Consider the following 16767-nt stretch of genomic DNA (forward strand, 5'->3'; position numbering starts at 1 on the left):
AAGCCGTCCGTTAATCAGGATTGGCAGTATGCAAAGTTTCGGACGAGATTTTTACGAGGACTTTGAGCCATGGGTTTATATCCGGGCGGTGGACGCGTAGACGTAGCGAATTGAAAGCGCTGTTTGTAGTGCGGAGCCAGCGGGCCAACGCACGGCACTGTAACGGCAGAAACGGTTCACTTCTGAAACACCCTGTTATTATCATATAGTATGAATATTCAGCGCATTGATATTGGAGAGGTTGACCATTCCGTTTAAGTCGCGTGGCATTTGATCTAAATAATCTGATGATTATGTAATTACCGATTTTTATGTCGCGTTACAAATTGTTACGTCGATATTACTGGTTTAAAACGTTTCGTCTATGTAACATCATTTCGGATTTCAGCGTGCGTGGCGGTTGCAATTAAGCAATTCCGTTTTGCGATACGCCATCGCTGCGAGCCTTTTCTCCAAATTCAATCCTTCGCCGAGTTCCCTTGTTGGGCGCTTGGGGGCACTGCTGTGCCCGATCCCGGCTTCACCGCTACGACCAGGCGATCATCGAATGAAAACGAACGCGCTACTCAGCTATTCAATTTATTCAGTTCTGCTGTCGTTGGCCGCATGCGGCGGCGGAGGAGGCGGCGGTTCCAGCAACGCCGCCAGCGGTGGCGGCGCGGCTGCCGCTGCAAGCGGGAACGGTTCAGTCACCGCTTCCGGCACGTCCGCACCGGCTTCGGGTGACCCGGCAAGCGGCACTGCAGGGACAACCGGCAACGCGGGTGTAGTCGCCGGCGCGACCCCCGCAGTGGTCTCGCCATCGGTGGTGTCGAACGCGGCCTTGGTAATGACGTGCGCGGCGCCGGTCACGAGCGTGGCGTCATCGGGCGGCGGATTGATCGCAGTCGACACCCCCAGCGCCGATGGCACACGCATGTTCGCATCCGGTTCGACCTTCCAGCTCGCGATCGCGGCAAACCCTCCGGGTGCCGACACGCTTGCATGGACCGTCAACGATGCGCTCGGCAAGACCGTGGCGAGCGGCAACTTCGCGGCGCCATCGGGCGGCAGTACGACGACGCTCAATTGCACGTCGACACTGGCGGGTTACTTCGCGGTATCGGCGACGCTTGCAAAAGCGGGTGGCAGCGTCCCGACGGCAGGCACGCGCCCGACCGGTTTCGCAACCTTCGGTGTTCTGCCCGATGTCACTCCAAGCCTGCCGGCGCCCACCTATGCGCATCAGGAGCAGCACCGGTTCGGCATGCAGGGTTTCAACGGCTGGACAGCGATGCTGGGCGCGCTCGGAATCAGCTCGACAATCGATGACCGCCAGTTGTCCAGCACGGAGCCGAATGGCCCCAACAGCTTCGCCGCGGCGGCCACGACGACCGATACCGGTTATTCAAGCGGCCAGATCATGCGGCTCGTGCGCCTGGACGGCATCCCGGCATGGGCCAGCCCGACCGGCGCGTTCATCGACAGCGCGTACTTGCCGAAGGATCAGGCAGGGTATCAGTCTTATCTGAACCAGGTTGGTTCGGAAACCGAAGCAATGCGCAGAAAGTACTTCCCGGCGATGACCAGCAACTACTATCAGGTCACGTGGGAGCCGGACCAGACGTGGCTGGGGTCGAGCGCGGATTTCGTGACGCTTTACAAGCTTGCATACACGGGACTTCATGCGACGGACCCCAACGCGGTCGTGATGGGACCGACAGGCGCGTTTCCATCGCTGACCACGAATCGGCTCAAAGCCATGGCGCCGCTCGGTCTTGCGCAGTATCTGGACGGCATCGCGACCCACGGGTATTACGATGCCGGCACATCGCCGTCGCATCCGCCGGAGCGTCTTGCCACCGATCCCGATCCGGCCAATGCCGCCAATGCGCTGATGAACGAAATGCGTAACTTGCGTCAGGAGATGCAGGCGGATTATCGGCCGGGCATAAAGCTGTTTGCCACTGAAACGGGTATCAGCTACGACCTCGGGACGTCGTACGGACCTGACTATCCGACATCGAACGTGCTGTTTGCGCAGGGCGCGATTGTCGCGCGCACCCACATCATCCTGCTGGGTGAAGGCGCGGATCAGACCTATGTGTTCTACGGTGCGGACTATCCGGGGGAGACCGGTTACGGCACGTTCTTCGATTTATCGAACGCACAGGGATCGTTTGGCGCTAGCAACGTCAGTCCAAAGCCCGCGGCGCTGGCGGTCGCGGCGATGACACGCGTGCTCGACGGGACGATCACGCTCGGTCCCGTGAGCGGTACGCCTTCGGGCGTCTACGCCTATGCGTTCGAGCAGCGCGGGACGGGCAATGCGGTGACGGCCTTGTGGACCCACAACAATGCGGTCTGGAGTGCAAGCGGCGGCTTTAGCCAAACCTATAGCGTGGGCTATACGCTCGCGGTCGATGCCCCGGGCACGAGCGGTACGGTTCAGGTGCTGGACTGGATGGGCAATGCTTCGAGCGTTGCCTATGGCAACGGTGTGGTTTCATTGAATTTGACCGAAGCACCGTTGTACGTGGTGTCGAAGAACGCCGGCGTGGCCAAGGCGAACGCGACGTTGCCCGTGGGTTACACCGGCGCGTGACGGAGCAGGCGTAACGCGTGTGGTGAATCGCCATATGCGCAAGGCGTCGGAGATCGGGCGACCGCGGGCGTAATGCCTCAAAGCGGGTTAGCGTCTATCGCTGTGCTCGCCTATGTCCGTCTGTTGCTTTAAATCCCAGATTACCCGACGGTCACGCCGGGCGCCCATTTTCAGATGAGCGCGCGGAAAAGTGCGTTAGCGTGAGGTGTCTCAACAACGAGATTCGACTAAGTTAAAAGCGCGGCATCGCAAGCAAGTGACGCACTCGCCAAAACAATCCCGGAAGCGCCACAACAAAAACTCCTTGCAGCGCCCCCGGCGACCCCCTTAACTCCCCAGCGCAGGATCCGTCATGCTGCTCTTGCCGGTCTCCACATGCCCGGCAAATCGCCGCACGAACGAGCTGTCCGTATCGATGGTAATCGTCACGTCATACCACCCGAACGCTTCACGCAGATCCAGATAAACCGTCTCCGTCCCGCCGCCGCGAATCGGCTGCTTGATCGTGGCGCCGGTTTCATAAGCGCTGGTGATCGTAAAGTTGCATTTCCCGGTTCCGAGATTCTTCAGGCGCAGTTGAAGGTTGCCATTCGCGACATCGTAGCCTTCGACCACTTCGGCGATCGCCTGATTGTCACTCCACCAATGCTGCTCCACAGCCTTGCCGGCAAAGCGCCGCAAGAAACCATTGGGACCGTGGATCACGTAGTCGTATGCGTTGGAAGCCGCCAGCGGCAAATCATCACGCAGACGCTTTCCGGCTTCGACCGTATAGCAGCTTGGCGCTGTCGTGCTGTTCGCGGTGAAAACCAAAAACGTCGCGCCCACGCTGCCCGTGTTGATGAAATCGAACGTGACGCCGTTGGTGGTGCCTGCATGCGCGTGAACGAACAACTCATAAGGCAGCGCACGCGCCTGACGTACACCGGCTTCCTGTTTCGGTACGGCCTGGATGGCGGGCGGCACCGGAACATAGTCGGGATGACGAATTTTCTGAACCGGGGCGTAACCGCTTGTATCGGGCAACGTCGGCAGGGTTGCGTTCGGGTTCTTGAAGTTGAACGCGGATGTCAGGTCACCGCAGATCGCCCGGCGCCATGGCGTGATGTTCGATTCGATGACATTCGGACGCGAACCAAAACGCTTCTCGATGAATTGAATCACGGACGTATGATCGAAGACCTCCGAGCACACGAAACCGCCTTTTGACCACGGCGAAACGACCAGCATCGGCACCCGCGTCCCCAGGCCGTATGCACCGCTCTGGTAGGTCGAGCTGCCCGGGAAGATCTCGTTGACGATACTGACCGTGGACTTGCCGTCGGACGCAGACGCGGGCGGAAACGGCGGCACGACGTGATCGAAGAAACCATCGTTCTCGTCATAGTTGATCAGCAAGACCGTCTTGCTCCAGACCGCCGGATTCGACGTGAGAATCTGCAGCACCTGGTCGACGTACCACGCGCCGTAGTTCGCCGGCCAGTTCGGATGCTCCGAGAACGCTTCGGGCGCAACGATCCACGAAACCTGCGGCAACGCGTTGTTCTGGACATCGCGCTTGAGGATATCGAAGTATCCGTCGCCTGCTTGGGCGTTCGTGCCCGTACGCGCCTTCTGATACAGCGCGCTACCCGGCTGCGCGTTGCGATACTGGTTCAGGTAAAGCAGTGCGTTGTCGCCATAGTTGCCAATGTACGGGTCGTTGGTCCAGCCCCACGAACCGTTGGCGTCGAGTCCCGTGCCCGCGTCCTGATAGATCTTCCACGAGATGTTTGCCTTCTCCAGCACCTCCGGATACGACCCCCAGCTATAGCCGACTTCCGCATTGTCGATGACCGGTCCGCCGCCGTTGCCGTCGTTGCCGACCCAGCCGGTCCACATGTAATAGCGATTCGGATCGGTCGATGAATTGATCGAGCAGTGGTATGCATCGCAGATCGTGAAGGCATCGGCGAGCTGGTAGTGAAATGGAATGTCCTCGCGCGTCAGATACGCCATGGTCGTCGTGCCCTTGTAGGGCACCCATTGGTCGTAGCGGCCGTCGTTGTAGGCGCCTTTGCCCGACTTCCAGTCATGCGGCAAGTCCTGGATGAACTGGTTGCCGAGATCCGGCGCGCTGGGACGGAAGGGCAGCACTTCGCCAAGGCCTGCAGCCAGCGGCTGATTGAACACCGGCTTGCCGTTGGGCAGCGTGACGGCGCGTGTATCGCCGAACCCGCGTACGCCTTGCAGCGTGCCGAAGTAATGATCGAATGAACGATTTTCCTGCATCAGCACGACGATGTGCTCGACGTCCTGGATGCTGCCGTGCACATTGTTGGCGGGGATGGCGAGTGCGTTGCGAATGCCTGCGGGCACGACGCCCATTGCAGTGGCGGAACCGGCGGCCTGAACAGCGGCCCTGAGGAAGTCACGTCGGCTTTTTAAGGTCATGGGTTTTTATCAGTCGGGGTGGGGGAGAGAGTGGAGATTGCAGGTCGTACATCGAAATCACTCCGCCTCGTGAATCACGGGAGGCAGCAGGGGGTCGGACGCAGGCGAGGCGGGGGATTCTTTCGGCGGGCCAAGGCTCGACACAGCCGTGGAAGGCTGCGTCTGCTGCAATGCCCAATTCTGGATGTCCGATGAACTTGCCGGGAGCGGCGCGGCAGTATCGGTTTGCGGTAAGGAGGATGGAGCGGCCGACGATGGCGCATCGTGATCGCCACAGGCGACGAGCATCGGGCAACCAAGCATCGCGCACAGCATCCAGGCGACGGTGACGGATCTCTTGAACACAAGCGTCCTCTGGACGGAAGGCAAACGTTGTCATGCGCGAACGCTTTGCGAGGGCATTGCACGGCATGACACCAAATGAACTAGCGAGAGGATAGAAATTACACGTGTAGGAATTATTAAATAAAGGAAATAATCGATTGCCGTAACGACAACGTAATGTAGTCGTCGGCTTAAGGAAGGGTTGGGGCGTCGTCATGCTGCACGTCCCGGGAACAGCGATTGCGCGAGCCTTCTGCATTAATTGACTAGTTAGTCCCGAGAAATCTACCGGAACGCCCCACATGTCGACGCCACTCAGCATCCGCCCTTTGCTGTTCGATTCCACTTTCGAGCAAATCCCCGCCGACGAAGCCGAGACAACGCAGGACCTCGTCAAGACGCTGCGAGGCATCATTGAAGCCACTTCCGCCGACTATGGTCATGCCGTGCGCAGCGTCCACGCAAAAAGTCACGGCTTGCTGCAAGGCGAGCTGACCGTGCCGGAAGGTTTGCCGCTCGAGCTCGCACAAGGCGCGTTTGCCAAGCCCGGAACGTTCCCTGTCGTCATGCGGTTTTCGACTAACCCCGGCGATATCCTCGATGACAAGGTTTCCACGCCGCGTGGCCTCGCGTTGAAAATCATCGGCGTGCAAGGAGAGCGTTTGCCCGGCGCCGAAGGCCAGGTGACGCAGGACTTCGTGATGCAGAACGCGCTTGCGTTTACCGCCGCGACGCCGAAGGCGTTTCTCACCACGCTCAAGGCGCTGGCGAAGACAACCGATAAAGCGCCTGGCCTTAAGCAGGCGTTATCGGCGGTATTGCGCGGCACCGAGTCCGCTGTCGAGGCACTGGGCGGCGAGAGCGGCACGCTGAAGAGCCTCGGCGGGCACCCGAAAACAAACCTGCTTGGCGAGACCTACTCCACGGTCGTGCCGGTCCTGTATGGCTCGTACTACGGGAAGGTTGCGATCGTGCCGGTATCGCCGGAACTCGTCGCGCTGAAAGATGCGCCCGTGGATCTCGACGACAAACCCAATGGCCTGCGCGAAGCGGTCAATGAATTTTTCGCGACCACCGGCGGCGAGTGGGAAGTGCGGGTGCAACTCGCGACCGACATAGAGAAGATGCCGGTTGAAGATGCATCGAAGAAATGGTCGGAGGAAGAAAGTCCGTTCGTCACGGTCGCGCGCATCCGGGTGGTCTCTCAGCCGGCATGGACCGATGCCCGTTCGGTAGCGGTCGATGACGGCCTCGCCTTCAGCCCGTGGCATGGCCTGAGTGCGCATCGGCCAATTGGCGGGGTGCAGCGCTCGCGCAAACCCGCCTATGAAATGTCCTCGGGATTCCGGGGCCAGTTCAACGGCTGCCCCATGCACGAGCCTGAGTCACTGGACCGCTTGCCCGACTGATCATCGGCGGTTGAAATCCAACGCCCGGTCCGCGGAATGCGAACCGGGCGTTTCTTATTCAGCGCGTTCGCAAAAACTGATGCGATTGCCGAACGGATCGGACACTGAGAGCACGCGACCCCATGGCATGGTCTCGACGCCCGGCCGCGCATGCCGGTAGTTCTTTTGCGTCAACTCGGCATGCCATTCATCGATACCTTTCGTGGGGACGAACAGTGCGGAGCCCGGCGTGGCATCGCCGAAATGTTCGCTCAGATGCAGCGTCATTGCATCGCGCGAAATCTGTGCGTAAAGCGGTGCGTCTTCCGAAAACCGGTGTTCCCATTCCCATTTGAAGCCAAGGAAATCGACGTAAAACTCCCTGGCTTTATCGATGGAAAAAATTCGGAAGATAGGGATGGCGGGCGACAGTTTCAAAGCGAGCTCCAACGCGTTTCAGGACACTCGATCTTGCCGCATACGCACGCCCTTGCCCACCCGCGCGAACCGTCGAACGTTTGCTCACCAAGGCCGGTACGTGGGGGCGCATATATATGAAGAATTCATTAAAGCTTCTCCCTTACATGCCGTAAAAACGTTGTCAGCGGCAGCTTGCAAACGCCGCGACAACTCCGCACCGGGGCCTTGGTTAGACACAGGCGAACGCGGACGTGACCATAAAACAATGCTGCGGGCAGAGAGCACGGGAGAACATATGGCAATCGACACGGCGCAGCAGGTCATGCAGCTTGGCGACTATGCGAAGCGGCTCAGCGCGGCGCGCGATCGGAGCTACGCACTCGCACGCGAGGTCGAGCGCTCGCGAGGCGTGCTGGACTTCATGGCGCACGATCCGGCGAGTGACCCGGCTTTATGCGAATACGCGACAAAGGCGCTCGAGCTGCTGTGCGAAAACCTCGTGCGTTTATGCGCGCTGACCGACGAGGCGTCGGCGAACGCCGAAGCGCTTGCAAGTCTGCCTCTGAAGTATTTTTCAAACGAGACGGGCACCGCTGGCGAACTGGATGCCGCGGTGGCGTCGCTTGTCGAGGCCACGACCACGGCGGAAACCGAACTCGTCGAACTTGCACAGGTAGTGGCAGAAGCGTGCGAGGCGGTCGACGAGATGCGCCGGCCAGAACAAATCGGGTAAACCCCAAAGATCGTAATTTTGACGCGGTAGTATTCGGGTATACGCGAAACGCTTTGCGTTTTCGTGCGCGTCCCGTGGCAAGACGTTCGCCGGCGATCCCGGCTGACTCTCTTGCCCGACGCAAACAGGAGAGTCCGCCGCGGCGGACTCGTCGTATCGGAAGCGGTCACAAGCCGTTACCGGCACTTGCCCCGGGTATTACACATGTCCATCGCTTCCATTGCGCAGGTTTTTTATCGTGCGCATCGCTTCCAGCCCGCTGCCGGCGCGTCTTGTGCCGCTGTTGCTCCCGTTCCCTCATCACGCCTGCTGTGCCTCCTGCTTGGCTCCGATCCCGGACTGTTGCGCTTTCATACCGCGTTGCGCAGCGCGCTTGCGTGTTTGCTGACCGGGTTCGTGACGATCGGCTGGACCGTCGCGACGCATCGGCCGCCGACGCTCGCGGCATTCGCATTGTTGTTCGCGATGATCGCACCGCTGTTTCTGCGCGATGCCGGATGGCGCGGCTGGTTGCGTTCCCTTGCAGCAATCTACGGCGCGGGATGCGCGAGTTTCGTGGCCGCCACTGCGCTTGCCCCTTGGCCGCTTGCCGCCGATGCCGCCTTTCTCGCCGTGCTCTTCACCGGCATGCTGGTACAGGCGTGCGGGCCGCGCGCGCTCGGTAGTGCAATGACCGCTGTCGTCGCGTTCTATCTCGGGCTTTATCTGCATCCGACGTTTGCGCATGCGTGCATGACGCTGGCGTTATCGACCGCAGGCGTCGCCATTGTCGTGCTCACCGGGCGCGTACTCGTACCCACGCATCCGCGCGCCACCCTGCAGCGCGCACTGAGCACGGTTGCGCAGCGCGCGGCGCTCGTTCTCGCTGACCGTCGCGCGGATGAAGCGCAGGCGATCGCCCATTTATCGTCCCTCAACGAAGCGGCGCTCGCCGTCGAAGAGCAACTCGATCTGCTCGATTTCGCCGGCGCACAGCGGCTGCGCGCGAGGTTGATCGAGGTGGAAATCGACGCCGCCCTGCATGCACGGGAAGGCGCGCTGCTCGAACAAACCGATGAACGCTTGCGAATCGCGCTAAGGCGTCTTGCGCGTGCGGGCCAGGATGCGGGAAGTTCGACCACGCGCGCAGCGGCATCGAAGAAATCCATTGCCTCGTGGCGCGGGCTTCTTTCATGGCTGCCAGCAAGCCGGGCCACGACGGCGGCGTTGATCGCCATGCTGATCGGACATTCGGTTTCGCCTGAACGCTGGTTCTGGGCGGTCATCACTACCTTCGTCGTTTTCCTCGGCACACGTTCGCGCGGCGACACGATCCGCAAGACTGGGGAGCGCGTAGGCGGCACGCTGGCCGGCGTTGCGGTCAGCGCGATGCTGGTCGAACTGCTTCATGGCATGCCGGTGTTGATCGTCATCGCGATGATCTTGTGTGTCTTCGGCTGGGCGTACTTCATCCTGACCTCCTACGGGCAAGGTGTGTTTTTCATCACTGTGCTGGTGGGGCTGATCTATGGCGAATTGGGATTCGCGATCGGCCCACTGGTCGAAATGCGCGTGGAGGAAGTGTTCGTTGGCTGCGTGGTGGCCGTGGCGGTGGCCGTACTGATGATGCCGCTGCGGACGTCGCATCACATCGATGCAAAAGTGGAGAGCGTGCTCGCCGCGCTCAATGAGATCACGCGTCTAACCGAAACATCATTTGATGCGCACGCAAGCATCGCGTCCATGCGCACGCTCGACCGTCGCTGGCACGAATTGCAAGCGGCGTTGCGCCCCTTGCGCACGCAGCGTGTGTTTGCATGGAATACGCAGATGGAGCTTGCTATCGGACCACTCTTTGCATGCGTGCAGACCGCGCGGGAACTGACCGGGCTTACAGCGCGCGGCGCAAGTCACGTCGCTGCGATCGATAAAATTCGCGCCCGTCTGGCGGGTGCGATGTCGTTGTTTGCATTGCGTTCGGGGCGTGCCGCTGCGTCTTCAATGAATCACGAGACCCGTTCCAGCGAACTCACAACGGCACGTCAAACCTGACGCGTGATCAACGCGACATCATGTTCATGCTGACGTTGTGCATGATCCAGATCGACCCGCCGATCAGGATCACCGCCGTCATCACGGTGAATCCGAACGCCATCACGTTCCATGATTGTTCCGACGATGCATTCAGGTGCAGGAAATAAACCAGATGCACGACCACCTGGATCAGCGCTAGCGCGGCGATCAGCAAGATGGCCGTGCTGGTCTCCATGCCGTGCCCCATCACGATGAAAAACGACGCCGCCGTCAGGATCACCGACAGCGCGAAACCAATCAGATAAGAGCGCACGCTGCCGTGCGCCTCGCCACCACTATGCACATTTGAGTTCGACATTCAGGCCACGCTCGCGAGATAGACAAACGTAAAGACGCAGATCCATACTACGTCCAGGAAGTGCCAGAAAAGGCTCAGGCATGTCAGGCGGCGCAGCATGGTTTCGCTGAGCTGCCCCTTGAAGATCACCTGGCCCGCAAGCACGACCATCCAGATCAGACCCAGGGTCACGTGCAAACCGTGCGTGCCGACCAGCGTAAAGAACGACGAGAGGAACGCGCTGCGATCCGGCCCGTTGCCCTCGGCTACAAGATGCGAGAACTCGCGAATCTCGAGCACGATAAATGACAGCCCCAGCAAGAACGTCACCGCAAGCCAGAACAACAACGCTCCGCGATTCTGCTTTTGCGCGCCGATCATGCCAAAGCCGAAGGTGATGCTGCTCACCAGAAGGATTGCCGTTTCGATCGCAACACCCTTGATCTCGAAGAGATCCTTCGCGCTCGCGCCGCCAGCGAACTGATGGCTCATCACCGCGAACACCGCAAAGAGGGCTGCGAAAATCACGCAGTCGGTCATCAAATACAGCCAGAAGCCGAACACGCTATGCGACTCGGGATGATGGTGCGCCGAGGGATCCTCGTCGGCGAGATGCACCGTATTTACTTTTTGAAGCATTACTTCACCTCCTGCGCAAGCGCCGCATGGCCGCGGCCTTCTTCAATCCGGCGAACCGTTTCCGCCGGGATGAAGTAACCACCGTCCTCAATGCTCGAATGCACGATCACGCTCAGCACGATCCCGATCAGGCCGACGATCGCAAGCCACCAGATATGCCAGACGCCGGCGAAGCCGAGCATCAGGCTGAACACGCCGATAAACACACCCGCAGCCGTGTTGGAGGGCATATGGATATCGTCGAAATGCACCGGCGTTGCCAGCTCGCCCGATTCCTTGCGATGCATGAATTCATCAAGTCCGTGAACGTGCGGGATGACCGCGAAGTTATACGGCGCCGGCGGCGAACTGGTCGCCCATTCGAGCGTGCGCCCATCCCACGGATCGCCGCTCAGGTCGCGATTCTCCGGCAGGTTGCGGTCGCGAATGCTGACGTAGAGCTGAGCCAGTTGATGCGCAATCCCGATCGCGATCAGCACCGCGCCCACCTCGGCGAGCAGCAGCCACGGATGCCATTGCGGGTTGTCGTAGTGATTCAGGCGGCGCGTCATGCCCATGAACCCGAGCACGTAAAGCGGCAGGAACGCCACGTAGAAACCGACCAGCCAGAACCAGAACGCGCGTTTGCCGAGCTTCTCGTTGAGCTTGAAACCAAAGGCCTTCGGGAACCAGTAATTGAAGCCCGCGAGGTACCCGAACAACACGCCGCCGATGATCACGTTATGAAAGTGCGCGATCAAAAAGAGGCTGTTGTGCAGCACGAAGTCCGCGCCTGGAATGGCCATCATCACGCCCGTCATGCCGCCTATGGTGAACGTGATCATGAAGCCGATGGTCCACAGTACCGCCGGTTTGTATTCGAGCCGGCCCTTGTAGATGGTGAAAAGCCAGTTGAATACCTTCACGCCCGTTGGAATCGCGATGATCATGGTCATGATGCCGAAGAACGAATTCACGTTGGCGCCTGAACCCATCGTGAAGAAGTGGTGCAGCCACACCACGAACGAGAGGAACATGATCGAGCAGGTCGCGTAGACCATGGTCTTGTAGCCGAACAACGCCTTCTTCGCGTGAGTCGCAATCACCTCCGAGAAGATGCCGAAGGCGGGCAGGATCAGGATGTACACCTCCGGATGTCCCCATGCCCAGATCAGGTTGAGGTAAAGCATGGGGTTGCCGCCAGCCGTGTTCGTGAAGAAGTGCATGCCGAGATAGCGGTCGAGGCCGAGCAACGCAAGCGTGACCGTCAGGATGGGGAACGACGCCATGATCAGCACGTTCGTGCAGAGCGCCGTCCATGTGAAGACGGGAATCTTCATCCAGCTCATGCCGGGCGCGCGCATCTTCACGATGGTGACGAAGAAGTTGACGCCGGTCAGCAGCGTGCCGACGCCTGAAAGCTGCAGGCTCCACAAGTAATAATCCACCCCGACGCCCGGGCTGAATTGCAGTTCGGATAACGGCGGATAAGCGAGCCATCCGGTTTGCGCGAACTCGCCGATCACGAGCGACATATTGATGAGCACCACGCTCACCGCGGTCATCCAGAAGCTCAGTGAGTTGATGAACGGGAAAGCGACATCACGCGCGCCGATCTGGAGCGGCACCACGATATTCATCAGGCCGACCATGAAGGTCATGGCCATGAAGAAAATCATGATCACGCCATGCGCCGTGAAGATCTGGTCGTAATGATGAGGCGGCAGATAACCGGGTGAGTGATAAGCGAGCGCGAGTTGCGTGCGCATCATGATGGCGTCGGCGAAACCGCGCAAAAGCATGATGAACGCAATGACGATATACATCACGCCGATTTTCTTGTGATCGACGCTCGTCAGCCATTCATTCCACAGATAACCCCACTTCTTGTAATAGGTCACCGGGACCAGCACGGCCAGCGCCGCGATAACCATCATGACGCCCGCGCCCATGATGATGGGCTGGTCGAACGGAATCGCCGCCCATGTCAGCTTGCCGAATAGGATTCCCACGTCTTACCCCTTCGTGTCGCATCGCGGGTCGGTCGTGCTGCGGACGTTCCCGTTGTTGTACTTTGCGATGATGTTGTTGAACAAAACCGGACCGACATGCGAGTAATAGGCGACCGGATTCTTTTCGCTTGGCGCGGCGAGGGCGCCGTACACGTCGGCGTCGAGTGGCGTTGGCGATGCCTTCACCTTGCGAACCCAGGATTCAAAGTCGGCATTCGATGTCGCAATGGCGCGGAATTTCATATCCGAAAATCCTCTGCCGCTGAAGTTCGCGGATTCGCCCGCGTAGTCACCGGCTTCATTTGCCATTAAATGCAGTTGGGTCTGCATGCCCGCCATCGCGTAAATCTGGCCGCCCAATTGCGGGATAAAGAACGAATTCATTACTGAGTCAGATGTGATCCGGAAATTAACCGGTGTGCCAACTGGAAACTCAAGTTGATTAACTGAGGCAATACCCAGATCCGGATAAATGAACAGCCATTTCCAGTCGAGCGCCACGACTTCCACGTTAATCGGCTTGATTTGAGATTGAAGTGGTTTATATGGATCGAGAGCGTGAGTGCTGTTCCACGTCAATATGGCCAGATACGCAATGATCAGGGTCGGCACCGTCCAGACCACTACTTCGATCTTGTTGGAATGCGCCCACTTCGGCAGGTATGCCGCCGTCTTGTTCGATGCCCGATACCGCCAGGCGAACCACGCCGTCAGCGCAATCACCGGCACGACCACGATGAGCATCGCAATGGTCGAATCCACGATCAGCGACTTCTCGGCTACGCCAACACTGCCTTTGGGATTCAAAACGTCGAGATCGCAGCCAGACACGAGAAACGAAGCAAGGGCAGGAAGATAATTACAGATTGGTTTTAAACGTTTTACATTCATCTATATAAACCCCGAAGGTCGGATCTCCAGTCTCCGCCATTATTTTTATTATTCCGGACCGAAGGGTAACGTTTCGGAATCGATACGATTAGTGCCAATTTCCGCAAAAATGAATTGCCCTCGAAAAACTGCGGCGCGGTGTCGCAGCTTTATTGACATCCAAGTTTTGGTGAATTTCGTATGGATTGTTTATCACGAAATATTACGCGTTGAAATTAGCGTTAATTGACTGCGGCATAGTGTCGCATCAAATAGAAAGACCGAATGGACGGTTATTCACTTTGTTTCATTTCCATTACTTTTGACCCATAAATGTATTAAGGGTTTTTACCTAGTGCATCAATGATTTAGTCCGAAGGCGGCATCTGGGAGGGCGTCCGGGATGACGGGGTCAATGCCGAATCTGAAAGGAATCTGAAAGATTAAATGGAGATGCGCGCACTTTTTAACGTCTCTATGATTGCGCCGCCGATTGCAGCGCGGGGTCATGCCACGGGCGCAGCGGTTCTGCAATGTGTCCAGTTACCGCAGTTTCCCAAGGTCGATCAAGAAGATGCACTCCATACCGCTGCTCAGTCTCGCAATCTGGATTCCCATGGCCTTCGGCGTGGCGATCCTGGCGATCGGCTCAGACGCCAATCCCATGCCTGCCCGCTGGCTTGCACTTGCCGGCGCTGCGCTGAGCTTTGCCATTACCTTGCCGTTGATCGCCGCGTTCAACAAGCATTCTTCCTCCATGCAGTTCGTCGAGCGGATCAACTGGCTGCCCGATTTCGACATTTCCTACCATCTCGGCGTCGATGGCATCTCCATGTGGCTGACGGTGCTCACCGCATTCACCACGCTGATCGTGGTGCTTGCATCGTGGTCTGCGATCAGGACACGGTGCAGCCAGTACCTCGCGTCGTTCATGTTCTTGTCCGGGCTGATGGTGGGTGTGTTCACGTCGCTCGACGGCATGCTGTTCTTCATATTCTTCGAAGCAACGCTGATCCCGATGTACCTGTTGATCGGTTCGTGGGGCGGCAAGGACCGCGCGATGGCGGCGTTCAGGTTCTTCTTCTTTTCCCTCGGCGGCTCGCTCATGTTGCTGATGGCGATGCTGTACCTGTTTCATCGCTCGCATACATTCGATCTTGCGGCATGGCAGGCGTTGCCCCTGGGCTTCACGACGCAGGTCTTGCTGTTCATCGCATTTTTTGCCGCGTTCGCCGTCAAGGTGCCGATGTGGCCCATCCACACATGGTTGCCGCAAGTGCATCTCGAAGCGCCTACGGGCGCGTCCGTGGTGCTCGGCATGCTCAAGCTCGGCGCTTATGGGTTCATCCGGTTTTCATTGCCGGTCACGCCCGACGCCGCGCATTTCTTTGCGCCGACCATCATCGTGTTGTCGCTGATTGCGGTGATCTATGCGAGTCTCGTCGCGCTGGCGCAGACCGACATGAGCCGGCTGCTCGCATATTCCGCGATCGCGCACATGGGTCTCGTCACGCTCGGCATCTTCCTGTTCAACCAGATCGGTCTCGACGGCGCGATCGTGCAAATGATCTCGTACGGTTTTGTTTCGGGCGCGATGTTTCTGGGTATCGGCATGTTGTGGGAGCGCATGCACACGCGTTCCATACATGCTTACGGCGGGGTCGCCAATGTGATGCCGCGCTTCGCCGTTTTCATGATGCTGTTTTCGATGGCCAACGTCGGCTTGCCGGGCACGTCGGGATTTGTCGGCGAGTTCATGGTGATCATGGGCGCGATCAAGTTCAACTTCTGGATTGGTGCACTCGCCTGCACCACGCTCGTGCTGAGCGCGTCGTACACGCTATGGATGTACAAGCGCACGATCTATGGACCGCTTGGGAACGATCGCGTTGCGAAGTTGCCTGACCTCGGCACGCGCGAGTTCGTGACGCTCGGTGCGCTGGCGATCCTCGTGCTGGCAGTTGGCGTTTTCCCGAAACCGCTTACCGACGTGATCGAGCCGGCGGCGGATAATCTGCTCAAGCAGGTATCGGAGTCGAAGCAGCCGGCGGATGAGCAAGTGCTTCCGGTTGCAAGGGCGGTGGCGGATAAGGCGCGTGAACCGGGGTAGGCTTGATCAAGCGGCCAGTTCCGCGATCCGCCTTCTTATCCCTTCATCCGGATAACTACCGAACCCCGCGCGCACGTTGTCACGCATATATTCGGGCCGGCCGGTCCCGGGAATCACGCACGTCACTGCCGGATGCGCGAGCACGAACTTGAGGAGCAGTTGCGCCCACGTCGTGCATCCGATCTCCTTGCTCCACTCGGGCACGGGTTTGTCTTTCAGCCGCCCAAGCAGACCGCCGCCGCCAAAAGGCTGGTTGACGATCACACCAATGCCCCGTTCCTTCGCCAGCGGCAGCAAGGTCTCCTCGGCCGCGCGGTCATCGGCGGCGTAGTTGATCTGCACGAAATCGATCTTCTCCGAGCGCATCACTGCTTCCACTTCACCGAAGGCACTCGACGTGTAATGCGTCACACCAATATAACGAATCCGTCCACGCGCTTTCCAGTCGCGCAGCGTGGCGAGTTGCGTCTGCCAGTCGAGCAGGTTGTGGATCTGCATCAGGTCGATGCGCGGCTGTTGCCAGAGACGCAAGGAGTTCTCCATCTGCGCGATGCCGGCATCGCGTCCCTCGGTCCAGACCTTGGTTGCAACGAACGCGCGCTTGTGTCCGTCGATGCGTGTCAGCACCGACCCCGCGACGGCTTCCGAAGAGCCATACATGGGCGATGAATCGATGACCGAGCCGCCGTTATCGAAGAGAATCTGCAGCACGTCCGCGAGCCGGGCCTGGGCTGCAGGGTCGTTGCCCACATCGAAGGTGCGCCATGTGCCGCAGCCGACCACGGGCAACATTTCTCCCGTCGATGGAATCGCGCGCTTGTTCATCGTGGATGTCTGTGCGTAGGCCTGGCGGGCCGCGAAGGGCAGCAATGTGCCACTCGCGGCGAGCAACAAGAACTGTCGGCGCAGCGCATCGACTGGCATA

14 protein-coding genes are annotated in these 16767 nt (G+C 59.1%); 5 read left to right on the forward strand and 9 right to left on the reverse strand.

The window, feature by feature from the left end; translation table 11 throughout:
* Window positions 1-579: 579 nt before the first annotated feature.
* Window positions 580-918: a hypothetical protein gene (locus tag AXG89_RS43115; protein WP_236873439.1), complete on the reverse strand. Its 339-nt coding sequence runs from the start codon at window positions 916-918 to the stop codon at window positions 580-582.
* Between AXG89_RS43115 and AXG89_RS22755 the strand changes: the two genes are divergently transcribed.
* A complete protein-coding gene (locus AXG89_RS22755; RefSeq protein ID WP_236873440.1) occupies window positions 917-2584 on the forward strand; it encodes a hypothetical protein in 1668 nt (555 codons plus the stop codon). The genes AXG89_RS43115 and AXG89_RS22755 overlap by 2 nt on opposite strands.
* 327 nt (window positions 2585-2911) lie before the next feature.
* On the opposite strand, the gene AXG89_RS22760 is transcribed toward AXG89_RS22755, so the two are convergent.
* A complete protein-coding gene (locus AXG89_RS22760) occupies window positions 2912-5017 on the reverse strand; it encodes a phosphocholine-specific phospholipase C (protein ID WP_062172514.1) in 2106 nt (701 codons plus the stop codon).
* 57 nt (window positions 5018-5074) lie between these two features.
* Complete coding sequence (locus AXG89_RS42280; RefSeq protein ID WP_143325613.1) at window positions 5075-5362, reverse strand: hypothetical protein; 288 nt, start codon at window positions 5360-5362, stop codon at window positions 5075-5077.
* 281 nt (window positions 5363-5643) lie between these two features.
* Here AXG89_RS42280 and AXG89_RS22765 point away from each other — a divergent pair, with 281 nt between their 5' ends.
* Window positions 5644-6750 carry a catalase family protein gene (locus tag AXG89_RS22765; RefSeq protein ID WP_062172515.1) on the forward strand — a complete coding sequence of 369 codons (1107 nt, stop codon included), beginning with the start codon at window positions 5644-5646 and terminating at the stop codon, window positions 6748-6750.
* A gap of 54 nt (window positions 6751-6804) precedes the next feature.
* Here AXG89_RS22765 and AXG89_RS22770 read toward each other — a convergent pair whose 3' ends face one another.
* On the reverse strand, window positions 6805-7167 hold the full coding sequence (locus tag AXG89_RS22770) for a glyoxalase superfamily protein (RefSeq protein WP_062172660.1): 363 nt from the start codon (window positions 7165-7167) through the stop codon (window positions 6805-6807).
* 277 nt (window positions 7168-7444) lie between these two features.
* On the opposite strand from AXG89_RS22770, the gene AXG89_RS22775 reads away from it, so the two are divergent.
* Both AXG89_RS22775 and AXG89_RS22780 read left to right on the forward strand, forming a co-directional pair.
* Entirely contained in the window at window positions 7445-7882 is a 438-nt protein-coding gene (locus AXG89_RS22775) for a hypothetical protein (RefSeq protein WP_062002806.1), read from the forward strand.
* A gap of 204 nt (window positions 7883-8086) precedes the next feature.
* Complete coding sequence (locus tag AXG89_RS22780; protein WP_062172516.1) at window positions 8087-9913, forward strand: FUSC family protein; 1827 nt, start codon at window positions 8087-8089, stop codon at window positions 9911-9913.
* A gap of 7 nt (window positions 9914-9920) precedes the next feature.
* On the opposite strand, the gene cyoD is transcribed toward AXG89_RS22780, so the two are convergent.
* From cyoD to cyoA, 4 genes are all read right to left on the reverse strand, one after another.
* Window positions 9921-10253, reverse strand: coding sequence for a cytochrome o ubiquinol oxidase subunit IV (gene cyoD / locus AXG89_RS22785; RefSeq protein ID WP_062172517.1), 333 nt, complete (start codon window positions 10251-10253; stop codon window positions 9921-9923).
* Entirely contained in the window at window positions 10254-10871 is a 618-nt protein-coding gene (gene cyoC, locus AXG89_RS22790; protein WP_062172518.1) for a cytochrome o ubiquinol oxidase subunit III, read from the reverse strand. It lies immediately after the preceding gene.
* Entirely contained in the window at window positions 10871-12802 is a 1932-nt protein-coding gene (cyoB, locus tag AXG89_RS22795) for a cytochrome o ubiquinol oxidase subunit I (protein WP_062172661.1), read from the reverse strand. Before cyoB ends, cyoC begins: the two co-directional genes overlap by 1 nt.
* A 63-nt stretch (window positions 12803-12865) precedes the next feature.
* Window positions 12866-13753, reverse strand: coding sequence for a ubiquinol oxidase subunit II (gene cyoA, locus AXG89_RS22800; protein ID WP_062172519.1), 888 nt, complete (start codon window positions 13751-13753; stop codon window positions 12866-12868).
* A 553-nt stretch (window positions 13754-14306) separates the two neighbouring features.
* On the opposite strand from cyoA, the gene AXG89_RS22805 reads away from it, so the two are divergent.
* Complete coding sequence (locus AXG89_RS22805; protein ID WP_062172662.1) at window positions 14307-15842, forward strand: complex I subunit 4 family protein; 1536 nt, start codon at window positions 14307-14309, stop codon at window positions 15840-15842.
* A 6-nt stretch (window positions 15843-15848) separates the two neighbouring features.
* Here AXG89_RS22805 and AXG89_RS22810 read toward each other — a convergent pair whose 3' ends face one another.
* Window positions 15849-16766 carry an aldo/keto reductase gene (locus tag AXG89_RS22810; protein ID WP_082771529.1) on the reverse strand — a complete coding sequence of 306 codons (918 nt, stop codon included), beginning with the start codon at window positions 16764-16766 and terminating at the stop codon, window positions 15849-15851.
* Window position 16767: the final 1 nt, after the last annotated feature.

It is taken from the genome of Burkholderia sp. PAMC 26561 (assembly GCF_001557535.2).
Taxonomy (GTDB): domain Bacteria; phylum Pseudomonadota; class Gammaproteobacteria; order Burkholderiales; family Burkholderiaceae; genus Caballeronia.

Coding starts and splice junctions, on each gene's coding strand:
- AXG89_RS22755 (WP_236873440.1), top strand. CDS start 917: ATGTTCGCATCCGGTTCGACCTTCCAGCTCGCGATCGCGGCAAACCCT.
- AXG89_RS43115 (WP_236873439.1), bottom strand. CDS start 918: ATGCGTGTGCCATCGGCGCTGGGGGTGTCGACTGCGATCAATCCGCCG.
- AXG89_RS22760 (WP_062172514.1), bottom strand. CDS start 5,017: ATGACCTTAAAAAGCCGACGTGACTTCCTCAGGGCCGCTGTTCAGGCC.
- AXG89_RS22765 (WP_062172515.1), top strand. CDS start 5,644: ATGTCGACGCCACTCAGCATCCGCCCTTTGCTGTTCGATTCCACTTTC.
- AXG89_RS22775 (WP_062002806.1), top strand. CDS start 7,445: ATGGCAATCGACACGGCGCAGCAGGTCATGCAGCTTGGCGACTATGCG.
- AXG89_RS22780 (WP_062172516.1), top strand. CDS start 8,087: ATGTCCATCGCTTCCATTGCGCAGGTTTTTTATCGTGCGCATCGCTTC.
- cyoD (WP_062172517.1), bottom strand. CDS start 10,253: ATGTCGAACTCAAATGTGCATAGTGGTGGCGAGGCGCACGGCAGCGTG.
- cyoC (WP_062172518.1), bottom strand. CDS start 10,871: ATGCTTCAAAAAGTAAATACGGTGCATCTCGCCGACGAGGATCCCTCG.
- cyoB (WP_062172661.1), bottom strand. CDS start 12,802: ATGGGCGCGGGCGTCATGATGGTTATCGCGGCGCTGGCCGTGCTGGTC.
- cyoA (WP_062172519.1), bottom strand. CDS start 13,753: ATGAATGTAAAACGTTTAAAACCAATCTGTAATTATCTTCCTGCCCTT.
- AXG89_RS22805 (WP_062172662.1), top strand. CDS start 14,307: ATGCACTCCATACCGCTGCTCAGTCTCGCAATCTGGATTCCCATGGCC.
- AXG89_RS22810 (WP_082771529.1), bottom strand. CDS start 16,766: ATGCCAGTCGATGCGCTGCGCCGACAGTTCTTGTTGCTCGCCGCGAGT.